The 16,763-nt window shown below is 62.3% G+C and carries 14 protein-coding genes; 3 read left to right on the forward strand and 11 right to left on the reverse strand.

From position 1 onward, the window contains the following. Positions 1-85 precede the first annotated feature (85 nt). Complete coding sequence (locus tag BH95_RS26745; protein ID WP_052047799.1) at positions 86-1,009, reverse strand: DNA processing protein DprA; 924 nt, start codon at positions 1,007-1,009, stop codon at positions 86-88. Positions 1,010-1,296: 287 nt separating this feature from the next. Between BH95_RS26745 and BH95_RS26750 the strand changes: the two genes are divergently transcribed. Together BH95_RS26750 and BH95_RS26755 are read left to right on the forward strand one after the other, a co-directional pair. After that, positions 1,297-1,824, forward strand: a complete 528-nt coding sequence (locus BH95_RS26750; RefSeq protein WP_015586057.1) for a hypothetical protein — start codon at positions 1,297-1,299, stop codon at positions 1,822-1,824. 40 nt (positions 1,825-1,864) lie between these two features. Continuing rightward, positions 1,865-2,866, forward strand: coding sequence for a hypothetical protein (locus tag BH95_RS26755; protein ID WP_072692241.1), 1,002 nt, complete (start codon positions 1,865-1,867; stop codon positions 2,864-2,866). Positions 2,867-2,879: 13 nt separating this feature from the next. On the opposite strand, the gene BH95_RS28000 is transcribed toward BH95_RS26755, so the two are convergent. The 10 genes from BH95_RS28000 to BH95_RS26805 form a co-directional block, all read right to left on the reverse strand. Next, complete coding sequence (locus tag BH95_RS28000; protein WP_015586059.1) at positions 2,880-3,500, reverse strand: DUF2637 domain-containing protein; 621 nt, start codon at positions 3,498-3,500, stop codon at positions 2,880-2,882. After that, positions 3,500-4,384, reverse strand: a complete 885-nt coding sequence (locus BH95_RS26765; RefSeq protein WP_015586060.1) for a CPBP family intramembrane glutamic endopeptidase — start codon at positions 4,382-4,384, stop codon at positions 3,500-3,502. Before BH95_RS26765 ends, BH95_RS28000 begins: the two co-directional genes overlap by 1 nt. Positions 4,385-4,484: 100 nt before the next feature. Beyond that, positions 4,485-5,123 (reverse strand): hypothetical protein, encoded by a 639-nt coding sequence (locus BH95_RS26770; protein WP_037185687.1) that lies wholly within the window; start codon positions 5,121-5,123, stop codon positions 4,485-4,487. Between the two features lie 6 nt (positions 5,124-5,129). Beyond that, positions 5,130-5,255 (reverse strand): hypothetical protein, encoded by a 126-nt coding sequence (locus BH95_RS29870; protein ID WP_254924250.1) that lies wholly within the window; start codon positions 5,253-5,255, stop codon positions 5,130-5,132. Positions 5,256-5,358: 103 nt separating this feature from the next. Next, positions 5,359-6,009, reverse strand: a complete 651-nt coding sequence (locus tag BH95_RS26780; RefSeq protein WP_015586063.1) for a helix-turn-helix domain-containing protein — start codon at positions 6,007-6,009, stop codon at positions 5,359-5,361. Positions 6,010-6,012: 3 nt separating this feature from the next. Beyond that, positions 6,013-11,385 (reverse strand): telomere-binding protein, encoded by a 5,373-nt coding sequence (locus BH95_RS26785; RefSeq protein WP_032364989.1) that lies wholly within the window; start codon positions 11,383-11,385, stop codon positions 6,013-6,015. A 223-nt stretch (positions 11,386-11,608) separates the two neighbouring features. Then, a complete protein-coding gene (locus BH95_RS28940; protein WP_015586065.1) occupies positions 11,609-11,779 on the reverse strand; it encodes a hypothetical protein in 171 nt (56 codons plus the stop codon). Between the two features lie 460 nt (positions 11,780-12,239). Then, positions 12,240-12,959: a hypothetical protein gene (locus tag BH95_RS26795; protein WP_015586066.1), complete on the reverse strand. Its 720-nt coding sequence runs from the start codon at positions 12,957-12,959 to the stop codon at positions 12,240-12,242. Next, positions 12,956-13,870, reverse strand: a complete 915-nt coding sequence (locus BH95_RS26800) for a ParA family protein (protein WP_015586067.1) — start codon at positions 13,868-13,870, stop codon at positions 12,956-12,958. The genes BH95_RS26795 and BH95_RS26800 overlap by 4 nt, the downstream gene beginning before the upstream one ends. 877 nt (positions 13,871-14,747) lie before the next feature. After that, the gene (locus BH95_RS26805) at positions 14,748-15,446 is read right to left on the reverse strand and encodes a hypothetical protein (RefSeq protein ID WP_015586069.1); all 699 of its coding nucleotides are present in this window, start codon (positions 15,444-15,446) and stop codon (positions 14,748-14,750) included. 689 nt (positions 15,447-16,135) lie between these two features. On the opposite strand from BH95_RS26805, the gene BH95_RS26810 reads away from it, so the two are divergent. After that, a complete protein-coding gene (locus BH95_RS26810; RefSeq protein WP_139278540.1) occupies positions 16,136-16,696 on the forward strand; it encodes a hypothetical protein in 561 nt (186 codons plus the stop codon). Positions 16,697-16,763 lie beyond the last annotated feature (67 nt).

Below are 16,763 nucleotides of genomic sequence, written 5' to 3' on the forward strand. Positions count from 1 at the left end.
CTCCTCGGGAGCGGAGTCGGCTTCCGAGGCCCATCTAGGGCTCACGTCCATACCCGACCACACTTTCGGATCGGTGTCGAGCCGATCAGGAGACGTTCGGATCAGCACACACGCCAGCAGCCGACATTGCAAGACGCGCCACACCGTCGATGATCAACGTATGGCATCCGTTCGACGCTGCGGAGGTGACCGGCCCTGGTACCGCGTACACCGCCCGCCCGAGCCTGTGCACTTCCCTGGCCACAGACAGTGCACGTCCGCGTGACCCGGCCTCGGGCACCACTACCGCATCGGAGAGAGCCGCCAGCAGCGCGCCACTCCCGTTGAATCGTTCTCGTCGAGGCTCTGCACCGAACGAGTACTCGCTCACCACCACACCCTGTTCCGCGACGCGCTCGAGCAACCGAGCGTGACCGGACGGATACGCCCGATCCAAGCCGCACGGCATTACCGCTACCGGTCCTGCACCGACCCCCAACGCTGCCCGCAACACCGCTCCCTCGATCCCGAACCCGCTGCCCGACAGGACCGCCACCCCACGCATCGCCAGATCCCCGGCAAATTCCGACGCGACATGCTCGCCGTAAGCGGTCGCAGCCCGGGTGCCGGTGAGCGCCACCGCCGACACATCAGCACCGGGCAGCGCGCCCTGTCCACGAACCCACAGAGCGACCGGAGTCGATCCCTCCAGCCATCCGGCCATCCGCAGCCGCTGCGGCCACTCAGCGTCCGCAGGAGTGACCAATCGTGCTCCCAGCGTTGCCGCCGTCTCGAGGTCTGCCTCGGCACCTGAGTAGTCCCACGAGCGAGCCGTCGCACGCAACAAGTCCTCCGACACCTCCCGATGCCGCACAGCCTCGGCTGCAGCCTCCACGCCCGATAAGGACACCGCCAGATGCACCAACGAGCCCTGCCCCCGCGCCACGTGAGCGAGATACGCCCACGCAACACGCTCACGCCACACCATCTCGCTACCCGACACCGCGTTCTCGCTCGACACACCGCTCACGACGAAACCCTCCCAGGGCTAACACAAGGGCAGATGGTCAGTCCGCCCGATCAACAGAACAACTCGAACCTACCCCGACACACCGACAAAAACAGCACCTGACAAGCGAAAATGTCCCCGGCGCACCCGGTGCCGGGGACAGCGGGTGCGCCGGGCGGTAAGTTCACGAAGCGGCCAAAAGAGCAGACCGAAGTGTCCTGTTCGAGTGATACAAATACCGGAGCAGATCTCACGGGCCGCCGACGAAAAACGCACCAACCGCGACGTTCGAGAGGGAAGCTGCACACATGACCGAGCCCGAGCCATGGCGTCGAAGCAAGACGCCGGCCCCGCTCCCCTCGAATTCCGCCGACGCCCGAGCGATCAGCGAACTGACGGACCCGGAACTGGCTGCGATCATTCGTGACAACCTCCTGCCGCGCTCGAACACCGCCGGCGATACAGCCAATTGGCGTGCATTCTGGAACACCCTCACTTTCGATCCGCAGCTCAACGATCGCGCAAACGCGATCATCGATGTCTACGTCGAGCAAGCAGCAGCAGCGCTCGATACCGGCGAACTCGACGACGCCCAATACAAACGTGCCGGCAAGTTCCACGACCTGTGTATCCACGCCCTCGACAGGCTCGACAAGGTGGTCGACGACCCCCTGGCCTGGGCTGGTGCGCGAGCTGCCGGATTCAATCCACGCTCTCGTGAGGTCATCAACACCCTCGTGCAGGCCATCGCCGATCACCGAGACGACGGCGACGACGCCAAGCTCTGGGCGATTCTCGCCGAAGTTCGTTTGGATCCAGGCCATCGACGCCGGTAAGCGCTCCGCTCAACATGGCCGCCCGCGGAGCCTCTGACCGATGAGCTTCTGGGATTCACTTGCGGCCGGCCTCTCGGAGGAGCCGCCGCGACGGGTGATCGTGTCGACCAGAACGCTCAGGTCGGCGATCGAGGACACCTTGATCTATGGGTTCTCGCGAGCCGCCCTCGAAGTGGTCCTACCCGACGAACTCGACCTGACGTGGGCAGGTACAGGTACCCCGGTTGAGGCCGACACCAAGCGGTCGCTGATCGATGGTTACCTCGTAGGATTCGAGATCCCCCAGCTCGTCGCACTGGCGCGTCGCGTGCTTGCAGAATGCGACGTCGCGGACCACGGGCTCGCGGTGCTGATCGCAGAGTACGAAAAGGGCTCCAGCGGTGTCGATTCTCCCGCAAAGAACCTCATTTTCGCGGCCAATGGTCCCAAACCGGAGATGGTGCTCCGCGACGCGGTCAGCAACGACATCCTGATCACCAAGAATGCTGAGTTCTGCCTGGTCTACGACAGACCGATAACCGAGGCCGGCCTGTCCTTTCAGGAGCTGATTCAGTGGTGGCGTGAGCACCAAGCAATGGCAGACACGGACGATCGCGATGTCGGGCGGTCACTGTACAAACGGCTGCGAGAGAGCCTCGGTAAGAACGAACCCGAGCGGATGGTCTTGGACGTCTACTCACGTCGATACGGAGAGCACGGCTTCGGTATTCCCGCTCTGATCCCGCAGGTCTACCTCCACTACGACCCGTACACCAAGTATCAACGCAAGGGCAGCAGTCCCCTCGAACGCCAACGCATGGACTTCTTGCTGCTCTTCAGTGCAAGAAAACGCGTCGTCATCGAGGTCGACGGTCGTCAGCACTACGCCAACGAAGACGGCCGCGCCAGCACGCAGCTGTACGCCGAGATGGTCACCGAAGACCGACGTCTCCGGCTAGCGGGATACGAGGTCTATCGGTTCGGGGGCAAAGAGTTCGAGAGCCCCGACGCGCCGTCGATGCTCGCAGCATTCTTCGACGAACTGAGCTCGCGAATGAAGTAGACCGACGGGGAACTCATGCCGGGGCGAGGTATCGATCCTCCTCAGAGCCGATCTGGAGTTCGTCCTCGGCGGCTGCGATGACTGCGTCGACGACCTCAATGGGTAGCCCGGTCTTGGTGGCCACTGCAGCGTGCTCGTGGCCTTCGCTGGCCAGTTTCAGGACGTGGACACACAGAACGGCTGTTTCGGCCTCTGTGGAGCTGTTCGGGGCCGAGTGACGCTGGTCGGTGCTGTCGTCTACAGCTGATGCTTCGAGTCGGACCAGCTGGATCATCAGGTGCGTGGTGACCAGCAGCACCAGCGGCGGCGCAGCAGCGGCCAGCGCGGCCACGGTGAAGGTCGAGCTGTAGTCCACCATCGAGACGTGCACGATGTTGCCGGCCGTCGATGCGATCGACCCGAGAATCAGCAAGGCCCACGCGAACCAGCGGTGTGAGGCGTCGACGACGAGCATGAGTGTTGCGAGGATTACCATTCCGTCGAGCACCAGTGGCAGAACCCATCCCAGTGTTGCCGGGTATCCGCTGGCAGTAGCGAGCTGCCACAACGATATTCCGCTCTTTGTGAAGGCGCTGATACCGATCACCGCATTGCCGATCACCGCGCAACGTTTGATGGTTGTCAGATTCCTCATCAATGTCCTTCGCTGGTGGTGATCGAAAAGTGGCCGGCCGCTGCCGTCGGGCGTGCTAGATCGGCGTGCTTGAGGGTGGGTGTGTTCGACAGTCGGTAAATCGACCACAGGGCGGTGAATGCGATACACCCGCCGATCACTATCTGAGCCGCGGTGTAGTCACCATTGTTCGCAATGACGAATGCATTCCAAGCTGTATGGGCCAGAACGAGTCCCGTGAGACTGCGGAGTCGATAGTAGACGTAGACGGCCACAGCGCCCCATACGAACGCCGACAACGCTTGCCCTGTTCCCTGGTACAGATGGATGGAGGCTCGAAACAGAGCTGAGCTCGCGATGACGATGCCGAGCATCCACGGCTGGACGCGCCAGACCAGTCCGACGACCCCGAAGAGCAACAAGACCGGAAGCGCACTGAAGAACGGTTCCTCGGCCAAGCCGGCGACGAGAAGGTGCGCACTGTTCCACCATTGTGCCGGGTTGCCGTAGTCACTGGTGCGCGAAAGGTTTTCGGCATCCTCGGGGGACAGCAACGAGGCCATGCACAGGCCGATGGGGAACAATCCTGCACTCATCAGCGTCCGCGCTCGCCACGTCCCAGGGAAGCTGTTCGGTTCGGTCTCGTTCGGTTCGATGAACCGGCGCACCGCCGCGACGAGAGCGAGACCGGCAACTGCGGCGAAGAAGAGAATTAGGAAGCCAATTTGAGCGCCGGGCATCGTCGGCGGGGTCGACTCGGTGACTACCTCGGATCCGGTACCGAGATGCCTCTGAACCGAGACTAATGCCTCGAAAGGCCAACACACGACTAGGTAGGCGGCAGCAAGCCCGAGCGGAACAGCAGCGATATACAGGCTTGAGTTCCAGTTGTTGTTGCGATTCATCGCGATTCACTCTTTCTTTGACATTCTCTCGTCGCGGCGACACAGGACAGTCATGGGTGCGGATACGAGTACTGAGCGTGGGTACGGCGGTCGAGGCTGATCAGTTGTCGAGTAGGCCCGCACCGCGGGCAATAGCGGGTAGGTCGATCGGTGGTGCCCATGCGGCCCACACGCGGGTTCGGCCGAGCTCGACGACACGGTCGTCCGGATAGAGCCGCCATGGGCCGACGCGGTCGAGCAGTTCACCGACGAGGGCGTCGGCGTGGAAACGGGTGGGAACGGTGACGAAGTCATCGAGCGGGCCCCGCTTATGTAGTGCCGCGACGGGGCGTGGTGCGCCTCTGGCGATCGCTACCTGCCGCAGGTCCGGAGAGCCGTGGGGACGGAGGATCGCCACGACATGGGGGTCCAGCCATCGTCGCTCTCGCCATTCCTTGCGGACACCGCGGCCACGGGGAAGATCGAGCCCGGTCAAGACAGTTCGTGCATTGTCGAGGGTCTGCTGTTCGACACGTCGGATTTCAGGAAGGGGAAATTGAAGTTGCTGCAACCGGCGGACGGGAATGGCCGCTCGAGCGCGAGGTGAGCCCTGCAGCCAACGCTGAACGGTACGGCGAGTCACCCCGAATGCCGCTGCGACATAGTCGATATCGACACCATCGTTGACCAAGGGGCCGTAGCACGCGGTGAATGCGACCTCGAGCTGTCGTTTGGTCCACCGCGGCCGCTTCGGGTTCATGTCGCTCTAATGGAGTGGTCCGAGAAAGACGCCGTATCCCATTTTGGCCTGCACAGCCATGCTGACGAGGATCAGACCCGCCAACGCAGAAACGACGCGGGTCTTCCACTGCTGAGACTTGGTCTCGAACATGTCTTTCTGATCCCTCCTGCAGAGCGCTGCCGTGCGCGATTCCACCGATACCGTAGCGGTTGCACCGGACACTCCGAACACCTGAACTCGCAGACTCTTATGGTCAGACCGGGTCGATGGAGATGTTGTCGATGCTCTCGAAGGTCCATCCGTCGACGTACCGATCGCTGGCGTAGCCGCTGAGCCACTTCGAGAGCGCTTTGTCGCCGCCGCGTTCGTACGCCGACCACATCGACTCGACATCGGATGGCGACATACCACTCTGATCCGGGGGGATCTGGATGGAACGATTGCGAATGTAGAACCCTCCCCCACCGGCGACGCCTTGTCGGCCCTTGATCTGTACGCGCGCACCGTATTTGGCGATCGACTTGCCCTGTTTGCTCTCTCGGACAGCTTTGATGGCGGCGCGCCGGCCCTGTTGCGTCGTCGCTGCCTGCCGCGACTTGGTGGTGAGCTTGCTCAGAGTCTCGGCCTTCGGCTTCGAGATTCGCTGGCGTCCCTCGGCGGCAACCCAGCGTTCCACCGTACGACGTGAGACTCCGAGATCGCGCGCAGCTGCGGCAGTGTTCACCCCGCCCCGAGTGCCCGGGCCGTACGCGGCGAGGAGCATCCCACGCATGTCAGGGGTGGTGCCGGCCTTGCCGGAGACATCGGCACCACGCCTGCCCGTCAAGCCCTGGAACAGTGAGCTGCGTCGGCGTTCGTCTGCTTCCAGGTTCTCTTTGAAGCCAGCATGCTTGCGCCCGGCCATTGGCTATTCCCCCTTGCCTGTCGTGGCATCCCAGTTCATCGTCAGCGCTTCCTTGCCCTTGTAGCGGCCACCGACGAGGAACTCGAGATGATCGCCGAGTCGAGCGGAGCCCTCCCACTTGTATTGGCCGAACCCTCGACCGAGCTGCTTGTCCTCCCCAGGCCAGGACGCGATCGGATCCGGATCGTTGCTGGTGTAGAGAACCGTGTCGTTCGTGATGGCCACCGGCCACCGGTCGGAGACGGTGCCGATCTTGACGATGCGACGAGTGATGTTCGCCCGCGCTTTGGCGATGATGTGATGGCGTCGCTCAGGCGAGAAACCTGCTCGTCCGGTCATATGAACCGAGGACCCCATCTGGCCGATCGTGCGCGTGTAGACGCCCTTGAGCAGATCTCTGGCCAACTGAGCGTCGACGTCGTCGACGTCCAAAGCTGTTCGTGCGTCCCGGATTCGCTCGTACCACGGATCGAGTACTCGGCCATGTTCGTTCCACACGTAGGCCTCGACAGGTTCGAGCTCGTAGCCGAGTTCTCCGGCGACCTGCAGACTCGGTGTGGTCACCCACAGCAGGCCCGGCCGGCCGCCGAGAGGCATCAATGGATGTGGGATGCGCCAGTCCCCTGCCTCGGGAACCTCTACCCGCCAATAGCCCGGCAGCTTCTTGTCGAACGCTCGCCCGTCTGGATGATGAGTGGCCGATCCGATCGGCATCTCCAAACCGGCGATTCCCGCAGCATGCGAGCCTCCTCGGTCGTACGCGTGGACGTAGATCATCGATGTCTCGTCGCTGGTCGGTTTGCGGGACCATGCGTAATCGTCCTCGAGGGAGCTGATGGTGGCCGGGCCGACGGGAGTCTGTGCCCCGAACATCCGCTCGCGGTCCTTGAATCGAGTCGAGATCATCAGGTCGAAACCTGTGGACTGCGGGGTGATCACCCACGGCATCTTCAACGCGCTGGCGAACAGCGACAATCGACGCGCGAGTTTGCTCGGGGACGGTCGGTCTCCGAGAATAGGGATATCGCGTGGATCGGCGTTCATGCCGGCAGCCAGGACGACCCACACACCGCGGTGCTCGCCCTGGGTGCGCCACACACGGGTCCACGCACCGAGCCGGTCACCGGGCTTGCCCAGGGTCCAACCGTCGGCGATTGCATCTGTGACGAACGCTGTGCCGGCAGTGGCCTCGCCGACGTCTTTGCGTCGCTGCGACGGATCGTCGCTCAGCGTGCTCAGATCCACCCCGAACTTCTCGGTCATCGCCGCGGTCACCCAGATCTGTCCCGGTTCGCTCTGCCACGACGAAGTCTGAGTGCCCAGACGCAGCTCCTGCACCAGCGCGGCGACATGACCGACGTGAGAGATGTTCTGTGGCAAATTGATTCGACTTCCGTCGGGCATCCAAATGCCATCGACGTCCAGGACGGCGGCAGGGGCAGCGAACGGGTTGGCCGCGGTCTTCGCGGGAGCTGAACGCCGAGGCTGCGTGGTCTCGAGCGGCGCACTGGGTTGCGCAACCGTAGGAGCACTCGACTCGGCGGCCTCGGAAGCAGCTCGACGAGCAGGTTCGTTCGACGGCCGCGGGCCAGTGGAGGCGGGTGCAGGCGGCTTCGCTGCGGCTGCGGTATCGGCAACCAGTGCAGCGCGGGAGGCAGCTGTGCTTCCGAACCAGCACTGCGCGTGCAGAACGTGGCCATCGAAGCGAAGGCCCGAGCCCACTCCGCACTTCACGCACGGGACGCTCGGCGAAATATGTTCTGCCACAGCGATATGGCCCTCGGCATCGGGGTAGCTTCCCACTGGAATGTCCTCCTGTTCGGAGTTGTCAGACGTAGCTTCCGCGTCGTTGGCACGAGAGCTGCCCGTCGTCGATGAGGTGTCGCTGTTCGATACCGAGAACAACGTCGCGAGGTCGGCCACTGCGGAGGTCGAACCCGGAACGTCGCTCGGTGTCGTACCGTCCGGTGCATCGTCGGGTCCGCCATCAGCGTCGAAGATGCCGATCTGACCGTCGTCGGGGCCGTCGCCGAGGATCGCCCACAGACGGAGAGCGGTCATCCGCTGCCGCCGTTCCTCACAATGGATGGTGCGTTGGACGGTGTAACGGGGTGTCTTGCCTGCGCGTTCCTCGGCGATCAGAACTCCCTCGTCGTAGAGGGCCCGCAGCGCCGTGCCTCGATCGATCTGTGGAGCATCGGACATCGTCGATGCCGCGGCTTTCAGAACCTGTTCGAGGGCAGTCGATTCGATCAACAGCTGCGCTTCACCGTCGCGTGGTCCGGGGTCGGTGAGCACGTACCCCAACCGGATCCCGCGTGCGTCTTCGCGGTACTTCTTGACGTCCTGATAGTCCGAGACCAACGTCCGTCGCCACCCCAACCGGCCGGCGAGCGGGCGGTCGGGTGCTTCACCGGTACGAACGTCGTCGACGTAGGCCAACCCGGTACGCAGTGCGTGCGCAAGGAGCTCGCGCACCCGCGCCCCGGTACGTGAAGGCAGATCGGGATCGGCCGCAGCGACGACCGCGTCGTGCAATCCGCCGTCGACGACGTCGAGAACTTGCTCGACCTCATCGGCATCGAGCGCGCCGACATCGAGCAGAAAAGCGGTGAACGCCTGCCACCCTGCCCACACTGCACCGACCGCTTCGGCCTGGCGCACGGTCTCACCCTGCTCACGTAAGCCCTCGGCGTAGTGCGCGCCCTCGTTGAAGACCTTTTCCCGCAGTTCCTCGAGGCGGGGGCACAACCACTGCAGGAACGAGGCCATCAGCAGGGCGCGTCCATGTCGAGACTGCTCACTGTCGAGTCGAATCAGCTCGTCGAGTTCGATCTCGTCGGACTGCAACGGCACCACCAACATGCGCTGAGCGCCGGACCCTGGTCGAGGCATGACCTCGGAGGTCACCATCGCGGACGATCGGGGGGCGGTGCCGTCGAGGATGCTCAACCCGTCGCGACTGGAACGGCTCCGTTGTTCGCCGTTGTGGACCATGCGCGCGAACTCTTCGAGCGCTTTCTGTGCAGCCCCCCAGTCTCGTGTGGGAGCGACATCATCGGCCCAGTACAGCGCATCTTTCGACGAATTCAGTTTGATGCGAAGCGCATTGAGAGTGTCACCGTTACCTGACATCGACGATGCCGGCCGCCGACGATCCCACAGCTCACCGAAGTGATGCATCGCGATCGACGCGATCGAGGTCTTGTACGAACCGGGCGAACCAATGAGCGAAAGAACCCAGGGGTTGGGTCCCAAGGCCGCGCGAAAGACGTGCCCGAGCAACGGAGCAGCGATTCGCACCGGCAGACGCGTCAGCATCGATCCCGAATCGACCATGAAGGCATCACGCAATCGAGGTGCATCGGCGATCGGGCACGGCAGGTCGTAACGCGAGAGCGGTCCACTGAGCAGAACCGGCGCAACACGGGCACCGGCAGCACTGATAGCGCCACCCGCGTGCACGTAGAACCACTCGTCGTTTCGGTCCTTACGCCAACCGGTGGAACGGAATCGAACCGTCCGGGCAATCGTCACTCCACCCGCCACTTTCAGGGCGTCGCGAAGTTTGGCGATTCCAGAGGGTTTGGAGTCGTACGTCGGCGGCCCGGGAAGAGAATCCGCCCAGGTGCAGTCCCGATAGTCCTGTGCGTCCACCCGCATACGCATGAACTCGCCCGTATCGGGATGGGTGTACCCGATGACGACAGCGGAAAGCTGTTCGGGCGACGGCGGATTGGCTTCCCGCTGCCCGACGATATCTTCGCGTCCGAGCAGGGTCGGTGCGTCGACGTCGAGGCCGTCGTCCTGCGATTCGAGGTATTCCATCTCCACGATCCGAGCATCGATGCTGAGCACCATTTTGGCGGTCTGCTCGCCATCTCGGTTGGTGACGATTTCGACGAGGCTTCCCTCTACGACCCGATACGTCGGTGCAGATATCTGAGCGCCGCGGGTGGCCGCCCCGACCAGGTGCAGTCGGGGTCCGTCAGGGAGCGGATGTGTCGATTCACCGGCGTCGATGTGGCTGGATCCGGTCGCCGGCGGCACCGCGTCGTGCTCGTCCTCGTCGTGCAGCAGCGGTGGAATCGGAGTGCGCGAAATATCGTGTGCGGCACGGGCAGCCGTGCGGGCAGTACGCCACACAGCGGTAGCGGCATCGACCGCTTCTTGCGACCACTTCGTGCCCTCAGCGGCAGCGAAACTACGCACCGCATCGACGGCTTCGCTCAACGGCTCGAACAGGCGCTCCGCCTCGACGGCCCAGCGCCCAGCGAGGCGGATCTCGTCTGCGCACTCATCCTGGTGACCTGATACTCGCCCGCGCTCGGCACGCGCAGCCGCTTCCTGAGCCGCCTTTTCGACCTCGGCGGCCTTGCCGCGCAGCTTGGCCAGCGCAGCATGTGCCGCAACCTCACCGACATGGACGGGAATCAACCCGTTCCACATATCGTCCGGATCCCACAGCTGGGCCTCGACGTGATCTGTGAAGTCTGATTTGTCATCTGTTGTGCCGGGTAGCAGCAGTTGTACCTCGGCATCAACTGCGCCGAGCAGCGACGCCAGTTCGATGCCGCGCTCGTATCCTGCGGCGTCACGATCGAGCACAACGCGCACTGCGGCACCGGCGAACACCTCGGCGAGCTGTGGCGGAAAGTTCAGGCCACCCTGGGCATTCGTGGTCGCGCACAGACCGAGACGCATCGCGGTCTCGACATCCTTTTCGCCCTCGAGCAGCCACACCGGCTGGCCGGCCGACAGCGCCGCTTGCAGCTGCGGCATCGCGAACAGGACCGGAGTGAACACCGCAGGCTTACGTTTGACGTACGTGCGATTCGGACCGACGAACAACTGCCGGAATCGTTTGTGTTTGACGCCGCACGAGGTGCACTCCTCGCGGATGACCTCCTGCACCAATACGCTGTCGGCATCGGTGTAGGGATAGCGCGCAACTTCCGACCAAGAGTGCTCGACCTCGGGCTCCGGCATCGGACCGGCAATCCGAGCAGGCAGACGCCCCAGACGCCCACGTCGTTTGCCCGCTGCCCGTTGCTGCGGGGATCTACCGACACGCGGTGCGCTCGGATCCCGACTCGGCAAGGGTTCGTCGAACAGATCGGACACACCGATATCGAGACGCTCGGCGATTTCTGCGGCCGTCGCTGAGCAGCCATGGCACCGCAGCAGCACCATTCCAGAACCGTGGTGGCCCGGAGTCCAGGTGACAGACAGCGAAGCGTGACGGTCGTCGTGAACGGGGCATCTCGCCTGAAACTGGGTACTCGATGTGGCTTTGAAGCCGCCGAGCTGCTCGAGGCGTGGACGGATGTTGTCCATCGACCACATGTGGCCGCGGTTGGGAGTCGGTGACGTCACGACTCACCGCCGACACGTAGATGTACGACGCGCGCTGGGTTCGGAGCGCAAATCACGGCGAGGCAGGGGTACTGAGCTATGATGTCAATACACCTCCTGTCGTGTTCGTGGTTGTTCCCGGTGGGTGGTTGGAGCGGAGCGATTCGCTCACTTGTGAATCCGGAAGACCCCCCTTCTCGCCGCCAAGCACGAGGGGGGTTTTTCACTGTCTAGGGGTAGGTCATCACGCGCCCAGCTTGTACTGTGCGGGATCGATTCGATCTTGGATGTAATGCGGCATGGGTAGATCATGGTGCAGCGCCATGACATAGACGTAGTAGTCGCTGAGGTCGAGGCCAAGGGCGTCGGCCTCGTTTTTGTAATGCGCATACTGCGTGTCGGGCGTGCGCACCATTGCGGGTATGCGAGGGCCCTTCGACTCTCTCCCAGGTTTGCTTCCAGCCATGCGATCACATTAAACGGATTCGGTAACAGAAACAGGGAGGCCGCGACATCCGGTGTGTCGCCTGCCTGTCGTGCCACGTTCACATGTTCCTCCGCACCTCGTCCGTACCCGCCCTCGCACCACACATGACAGGTAGATCCGTCTCGATCTACCTCTGTGACAGAAGTGGCGAAATCTCTCGACATTGTCTCTGCGGCACCGGACACGACGAACACCCCAGCTCGTCGAACCGACCCGCTGCGCAAGCCCCTTCATCGATATACGCGTGACCTTGGCTCTTTTATGTGGGGAGCATGGGGAGCATGGAGATAAGGGCAGCTCAAAGGCAAAAAAACGCTCCCCACCGGAGTGGGGAGCATGGTGGGGAGCACGGTGGGGAGCCAGGAGCAAGACGCTCTGGCCCGGCGGATCAAGAGATCAGATAGTCCTCAACGACCGCAGCAATCAGCGCGCTTCGTGAGGGGATGAGCGGACTTGCTTCTACCTGCTCGTCTATCCATCGGGTCTGGGCTACCCACAGATGTGGACGCACCTCCACTCCCCCGCTCGCGACCTTCGGGCGGGCCAGACGCGGCATGCCACCGCGTGGCGATTCGACGGCGCGAGGGGCGAAGAGGCGAACCAAGGTTTCCGGGGTGTGCGCGGCGAAGGCATCCTCGACGATCTCGCCGTAGGACTTCTTCTCCCGCTGAGATCGCGTCTTCCAGGCCTCTTTGACCGTCGCGGGAACGTAGACCGCGATCGGGCGCACATCTTCATCACCGACAATCGCAGCCAACGGCTCCGCTGTAGCGGTGTCGGCCCCGGTTTCGGGTGTGGTGGCTACGTCCTCGGTTGCGGCAGTGCTGCCCCCGGAGGGCGAGGCAGATGTAGCAACCTCGGTCGGAGGCTCTGGTGCAGGTGCTGCAGGAGCATCCGGTGCAGATGTCACGTCCGGAGCCTGTACGTGCGGCTCGTCGACGGCTCTTTCGGCAGCCACGTCGGTCGAGCGTGGTTCCACTGCGGCAGGCCTGGCGAGGGAACCCGTTCCATTGCGAGGGAAAATGTTGGCGAGGCCAGATCCACGGGGAGCGGGCTTGTCGAATTGGTCCGCCAGGCTGGGTCGCTTCTTGCGATCAGTGGTGCTCATGCGGGTGCTACCTCTTCTGCGTGATCGGCTTCGGCAGCAAGCTCGGCCAAGCGTTGCAAGACCTCAGCTGCTAGGGCCTCGTAGTCATCCGCCAACCCGGTTGCATCCCGAGAGAGCAGAAGGCTGGGTGGTTTCACCTTGTCCCTCAGCGCTTTCAACCGAGCCTTCTTTGCGCTAGCAGTAGCGCCTTCGAGTTCGTGAGCTAGGAGCCCATGCCGCCGCGCGTCGGCAGCGGCGCTCTCCATGTAGCGGATTGTCGTGCCGAAGATGGGGGCAATGGTGTCAGGAATGGCTTGCGTAATACTTTCCCTCACCTGGTCCTGGAGCCGTTGTGACCTACTGCCGACCGCAAACAGAAGCATGCCAGCCAATCTCAGTTGCGGATTGTGCTCCCGGGCACGCGCGAAGCGCTCGGCGACGCGGTCGAGGCCGTCGAGGCTGCCATCGTCGGCGCGAGTAGGGATGAGAACGGACGACGTGCAGTACAGCACCGCATCACCGATGATCACGTCGCCTGGCGGGGTATCGAAGAGAACAATGTCGTAGTCGGGAACGATCGGGGCAAGGACTTTGTGGAGGATCTGCCCCAGCGATTCGCCCCCGCGGCTGAGCCTGGAGAGCATCATGCCAGCAACGTCGACGAGCGCAGGACCAGCGGGAATGACGTCTAGACCGGGTCGGACGTCTTTGATGATCGGGGGTTGTCCGCCTGACATCAACGACATCAGAAGTTCTTCACCGGACTGCTTTTCGTAACCGAAATCGCGGGCCAGGTTGCCCTGAGGGTCGAACTCCCCGACGAGAACACGGTAGCCGGCAGCGGCGAACAGGCCTGCGAGGTTGGCAACAACCGTCGTCTTGCCCACTCCCCCTTTACCTTGGGTGACTGCGAGGGAATTTGATATTGCCATCGATAGAACCTTCCTTCCAGAGTCCTGGATCCGCGTGCATCTATTCGAGCGCTGCCGTGGAGAAGCGTGACCGGGAGGCGTTCACGGTGCCGAATCGGTACGTGCGAGCGGCTCGACTTGTCCCGCACGCTCTTGTGCGGGCGGATGCGCAGGTTGTCGTGCGTGGTTGTGTGCGCGAGAGTACGCCCAGTCACGCACGTCAGTCAACACGGTCTAAGTCGCGTAACACCATGCGTATCAATGCTCGCACTCTTACGCGGCAAAACACGCGCAATAAAACATGTAGTGCTGCGCCCTAGTAACAGCGTACCAATACGCACGTTAAGTCGCATATCAACACCCTTGTTAACACGTGAAGAAACACGGGCATTGATGTGCTGACCAAAACGGTATTTAACCCGCGTGTTGACGTGCGGAGTTCTACCCGGTATTGCATGCGTAGTATTACGCGTATTAACCAACGGTGTAACAAGCGTATTTGTACGCCCTCAAACACGCGGTTTAGTACGCGATGAAACCAACGCTTTACTGCGCGAGGAGTACTACGAAGTGCTACGCCCATTGTGTTGGGATGATTGCCCGGTAGACGGTAACGGAGGTAGGGGAGCAGAGCACTGGGATGATGAACGGGATCGAGAGTGGGTAGTTATGTCGGATCAACAAAGCGTCGATATGTGCGAATCAGCGTGCGATTCGAGCTGCGATCATGGCCGCGACTCCCAATCCGCAGGCTCTGCTGGCTTCGCGAAGGCTCAAGCGAAGTGTTGAGGGGAGAGGTATCGGTAGGGGAGTGCGAGGATTGCTACGTAGTTCGACGCGAGCCTGGCACGAATTTCACATAAGACGCCAGGTCAACGGGGGACTGTTCGCGTTCCAATCAGCGTAGATCCGAATAGCTCTGACGCAGTCGGCGGCGGGGATCGCCAGGCTCTCCGCGGGTCGTTCGCTGTTCGGCTATCCGTTGTTCCAGACCGATCTTCGACGCCATTTGGGTGGCCCACAGCAGGGTGGCGTCAGGGACTGATTCTGAGAGTTCAACGGTGAGATCTACAAGGGTGTCTTCGAGCAGTGTCTCGGCGGCTCGGTAGAGGCTCCACAGGTGGCTCAATTCCCAACTAAGAATGAGGGGATTTCCGAACATCATGCGCTCACAGGAACGTTGAATGCGCCGGACTTGAGGGTTGCTCAGAGCTGTCGGATCGTGCGGGTCGGCCCAGGTCGCAAGGTAGCTGCTCTGCTCGCATGTCCACGGCAACAGCAGGAGCGCATCAGTCGCGAAAGTCCAGCTCTGCGTGTCGAGAACGTGTTGTGACTGTTTGAGGGCGCGGCCCAGGGCTCGCTGGCAGGTCGTGGTGTAGTCGGCGAGCGCTAGCCGACATCGCTCCAGTTGTGCCAGGTCGTGCACTGTGTGGAACTGGTCCTGTCCACGAGTGAATTCGGTGGCAACGAGCGCGGCCTCGGTGTCCCACCAGCGAAACTGGGACTGACGATGGAACTCGCGGTGCCATCGTAGGTCGTCGAGCGTTCGGGCTGCGACGCCGCTGCCTGGCGCGGTGGCGGTGTCGGAGAAGCTCATCGTTCAATGGTTGCAGGTAAATGGTGGTGTGTCACCACCCCTCTGGCATCAGTTCTATGACTGTGCCCACGGCCGAAGAGGTAGATGTGGTGGTTTTCCTGGTGAGCTCTGCATGGCGATCGGTTCAAGATCGTCGGTGAACGACGCTGCGTTGAAGAAACATTGGCGGCAGATTGTGGACACACATGAAAGCCATCAAATCAAATAGCACTGAGTCACGAGAACCACATCAGTCCGACATGAGTGTCAAACGATAACAAAATCGTGTTGTGATCACGTGGCAGTGATCATAATCCAACTTGTCTTGGAGTCAAGAGGCAGCGCCGAGTGCAGTTCGGTTGAGAGTCAGTCAACGGCCCGTAGAAGTTGCAGAGGACATTGCTTGCGGCACGGACCGTCAGGGGTCGGTGCCGCGCCGCGTTTGCTTCGGAACTGAACGAGTGCGCGATCGACTACCTTGTTACTGAAATGTTATGTACCGCGTGTTGATCACCACTGTTGTTGAGGTGGAGATAGCCTTTGTCCTGGTGGGGAGGGGATGGGGTCCTCTTGCGGGACGAACACGGGGTTCGTTTTGCAGGGTTCGGTTCGGATCGACGCTGTTCGCGGTGTCCGGGAGACCCGGTATATCTCGTACGTCGCACTCAAGCCTGCGACTCAGGTACACGGGGACATCGGAAGGATCGTGAGTGAGGACCGACAGCGCTGAGAGTGCGAACGTGCCGACATCTCCGCCTGCGCGACAGTCGCTCGGGGCAGCCTTCATGCCACCGCCGCCGGCCGGATCGATAAGTGCTATGTCAGCGGAGGTGGTGCAGTTGAGTTCAAACGAGGAGGAGACATCCTCTGGTGCAGCTGAATTGGGGCACGACGACACGATTGTGCCGTCGACGGTTCATCTTGCTGTCGGGGTTGCACACGGTCTGGCGAAGGAGAGCAAACGGACAGGGAGAACCCACGGCGAGGTGGTCATCACTGCTATCGAGGATGTCCACAGCGATCTCGAAAGCCTTCTGTTTCCGGGAGGCAAGGTCGGCGGAGGTCTGTTCCGCGCCAGGGGAGTAGGTGGGAAGCCGTCTGAGGGTAAGGCGGAGAAGAAGGGAGTCACGGTCGGGTTGTACGCCGATGACTGGGTGATCATCGATCAACTGAAAGACCAGTTCAAGGCCCGTTCCCGCAGCCACCTCATCGGAACTGCCCTCAAAGCACATCTCGGCCTCGACGCCACGACACAAACGGAAAGTGACTGAGCTATGCCCATGTTCGGCAATCTCAAAGAAAAGACATCGACCGCCACAGTGGGGGAGCCGCGCAGCG

The organism is Rhodococcoides fascians A44A (genome assembly GCF_000760735.1).
GTDB classification, from domain to species: Bacteria; Actinomycetota; Actinomycetes; order Mycobacteriales; family Mycobacteriaceae; genus Rhodococcoides; species Rhodococcoides fascians_E.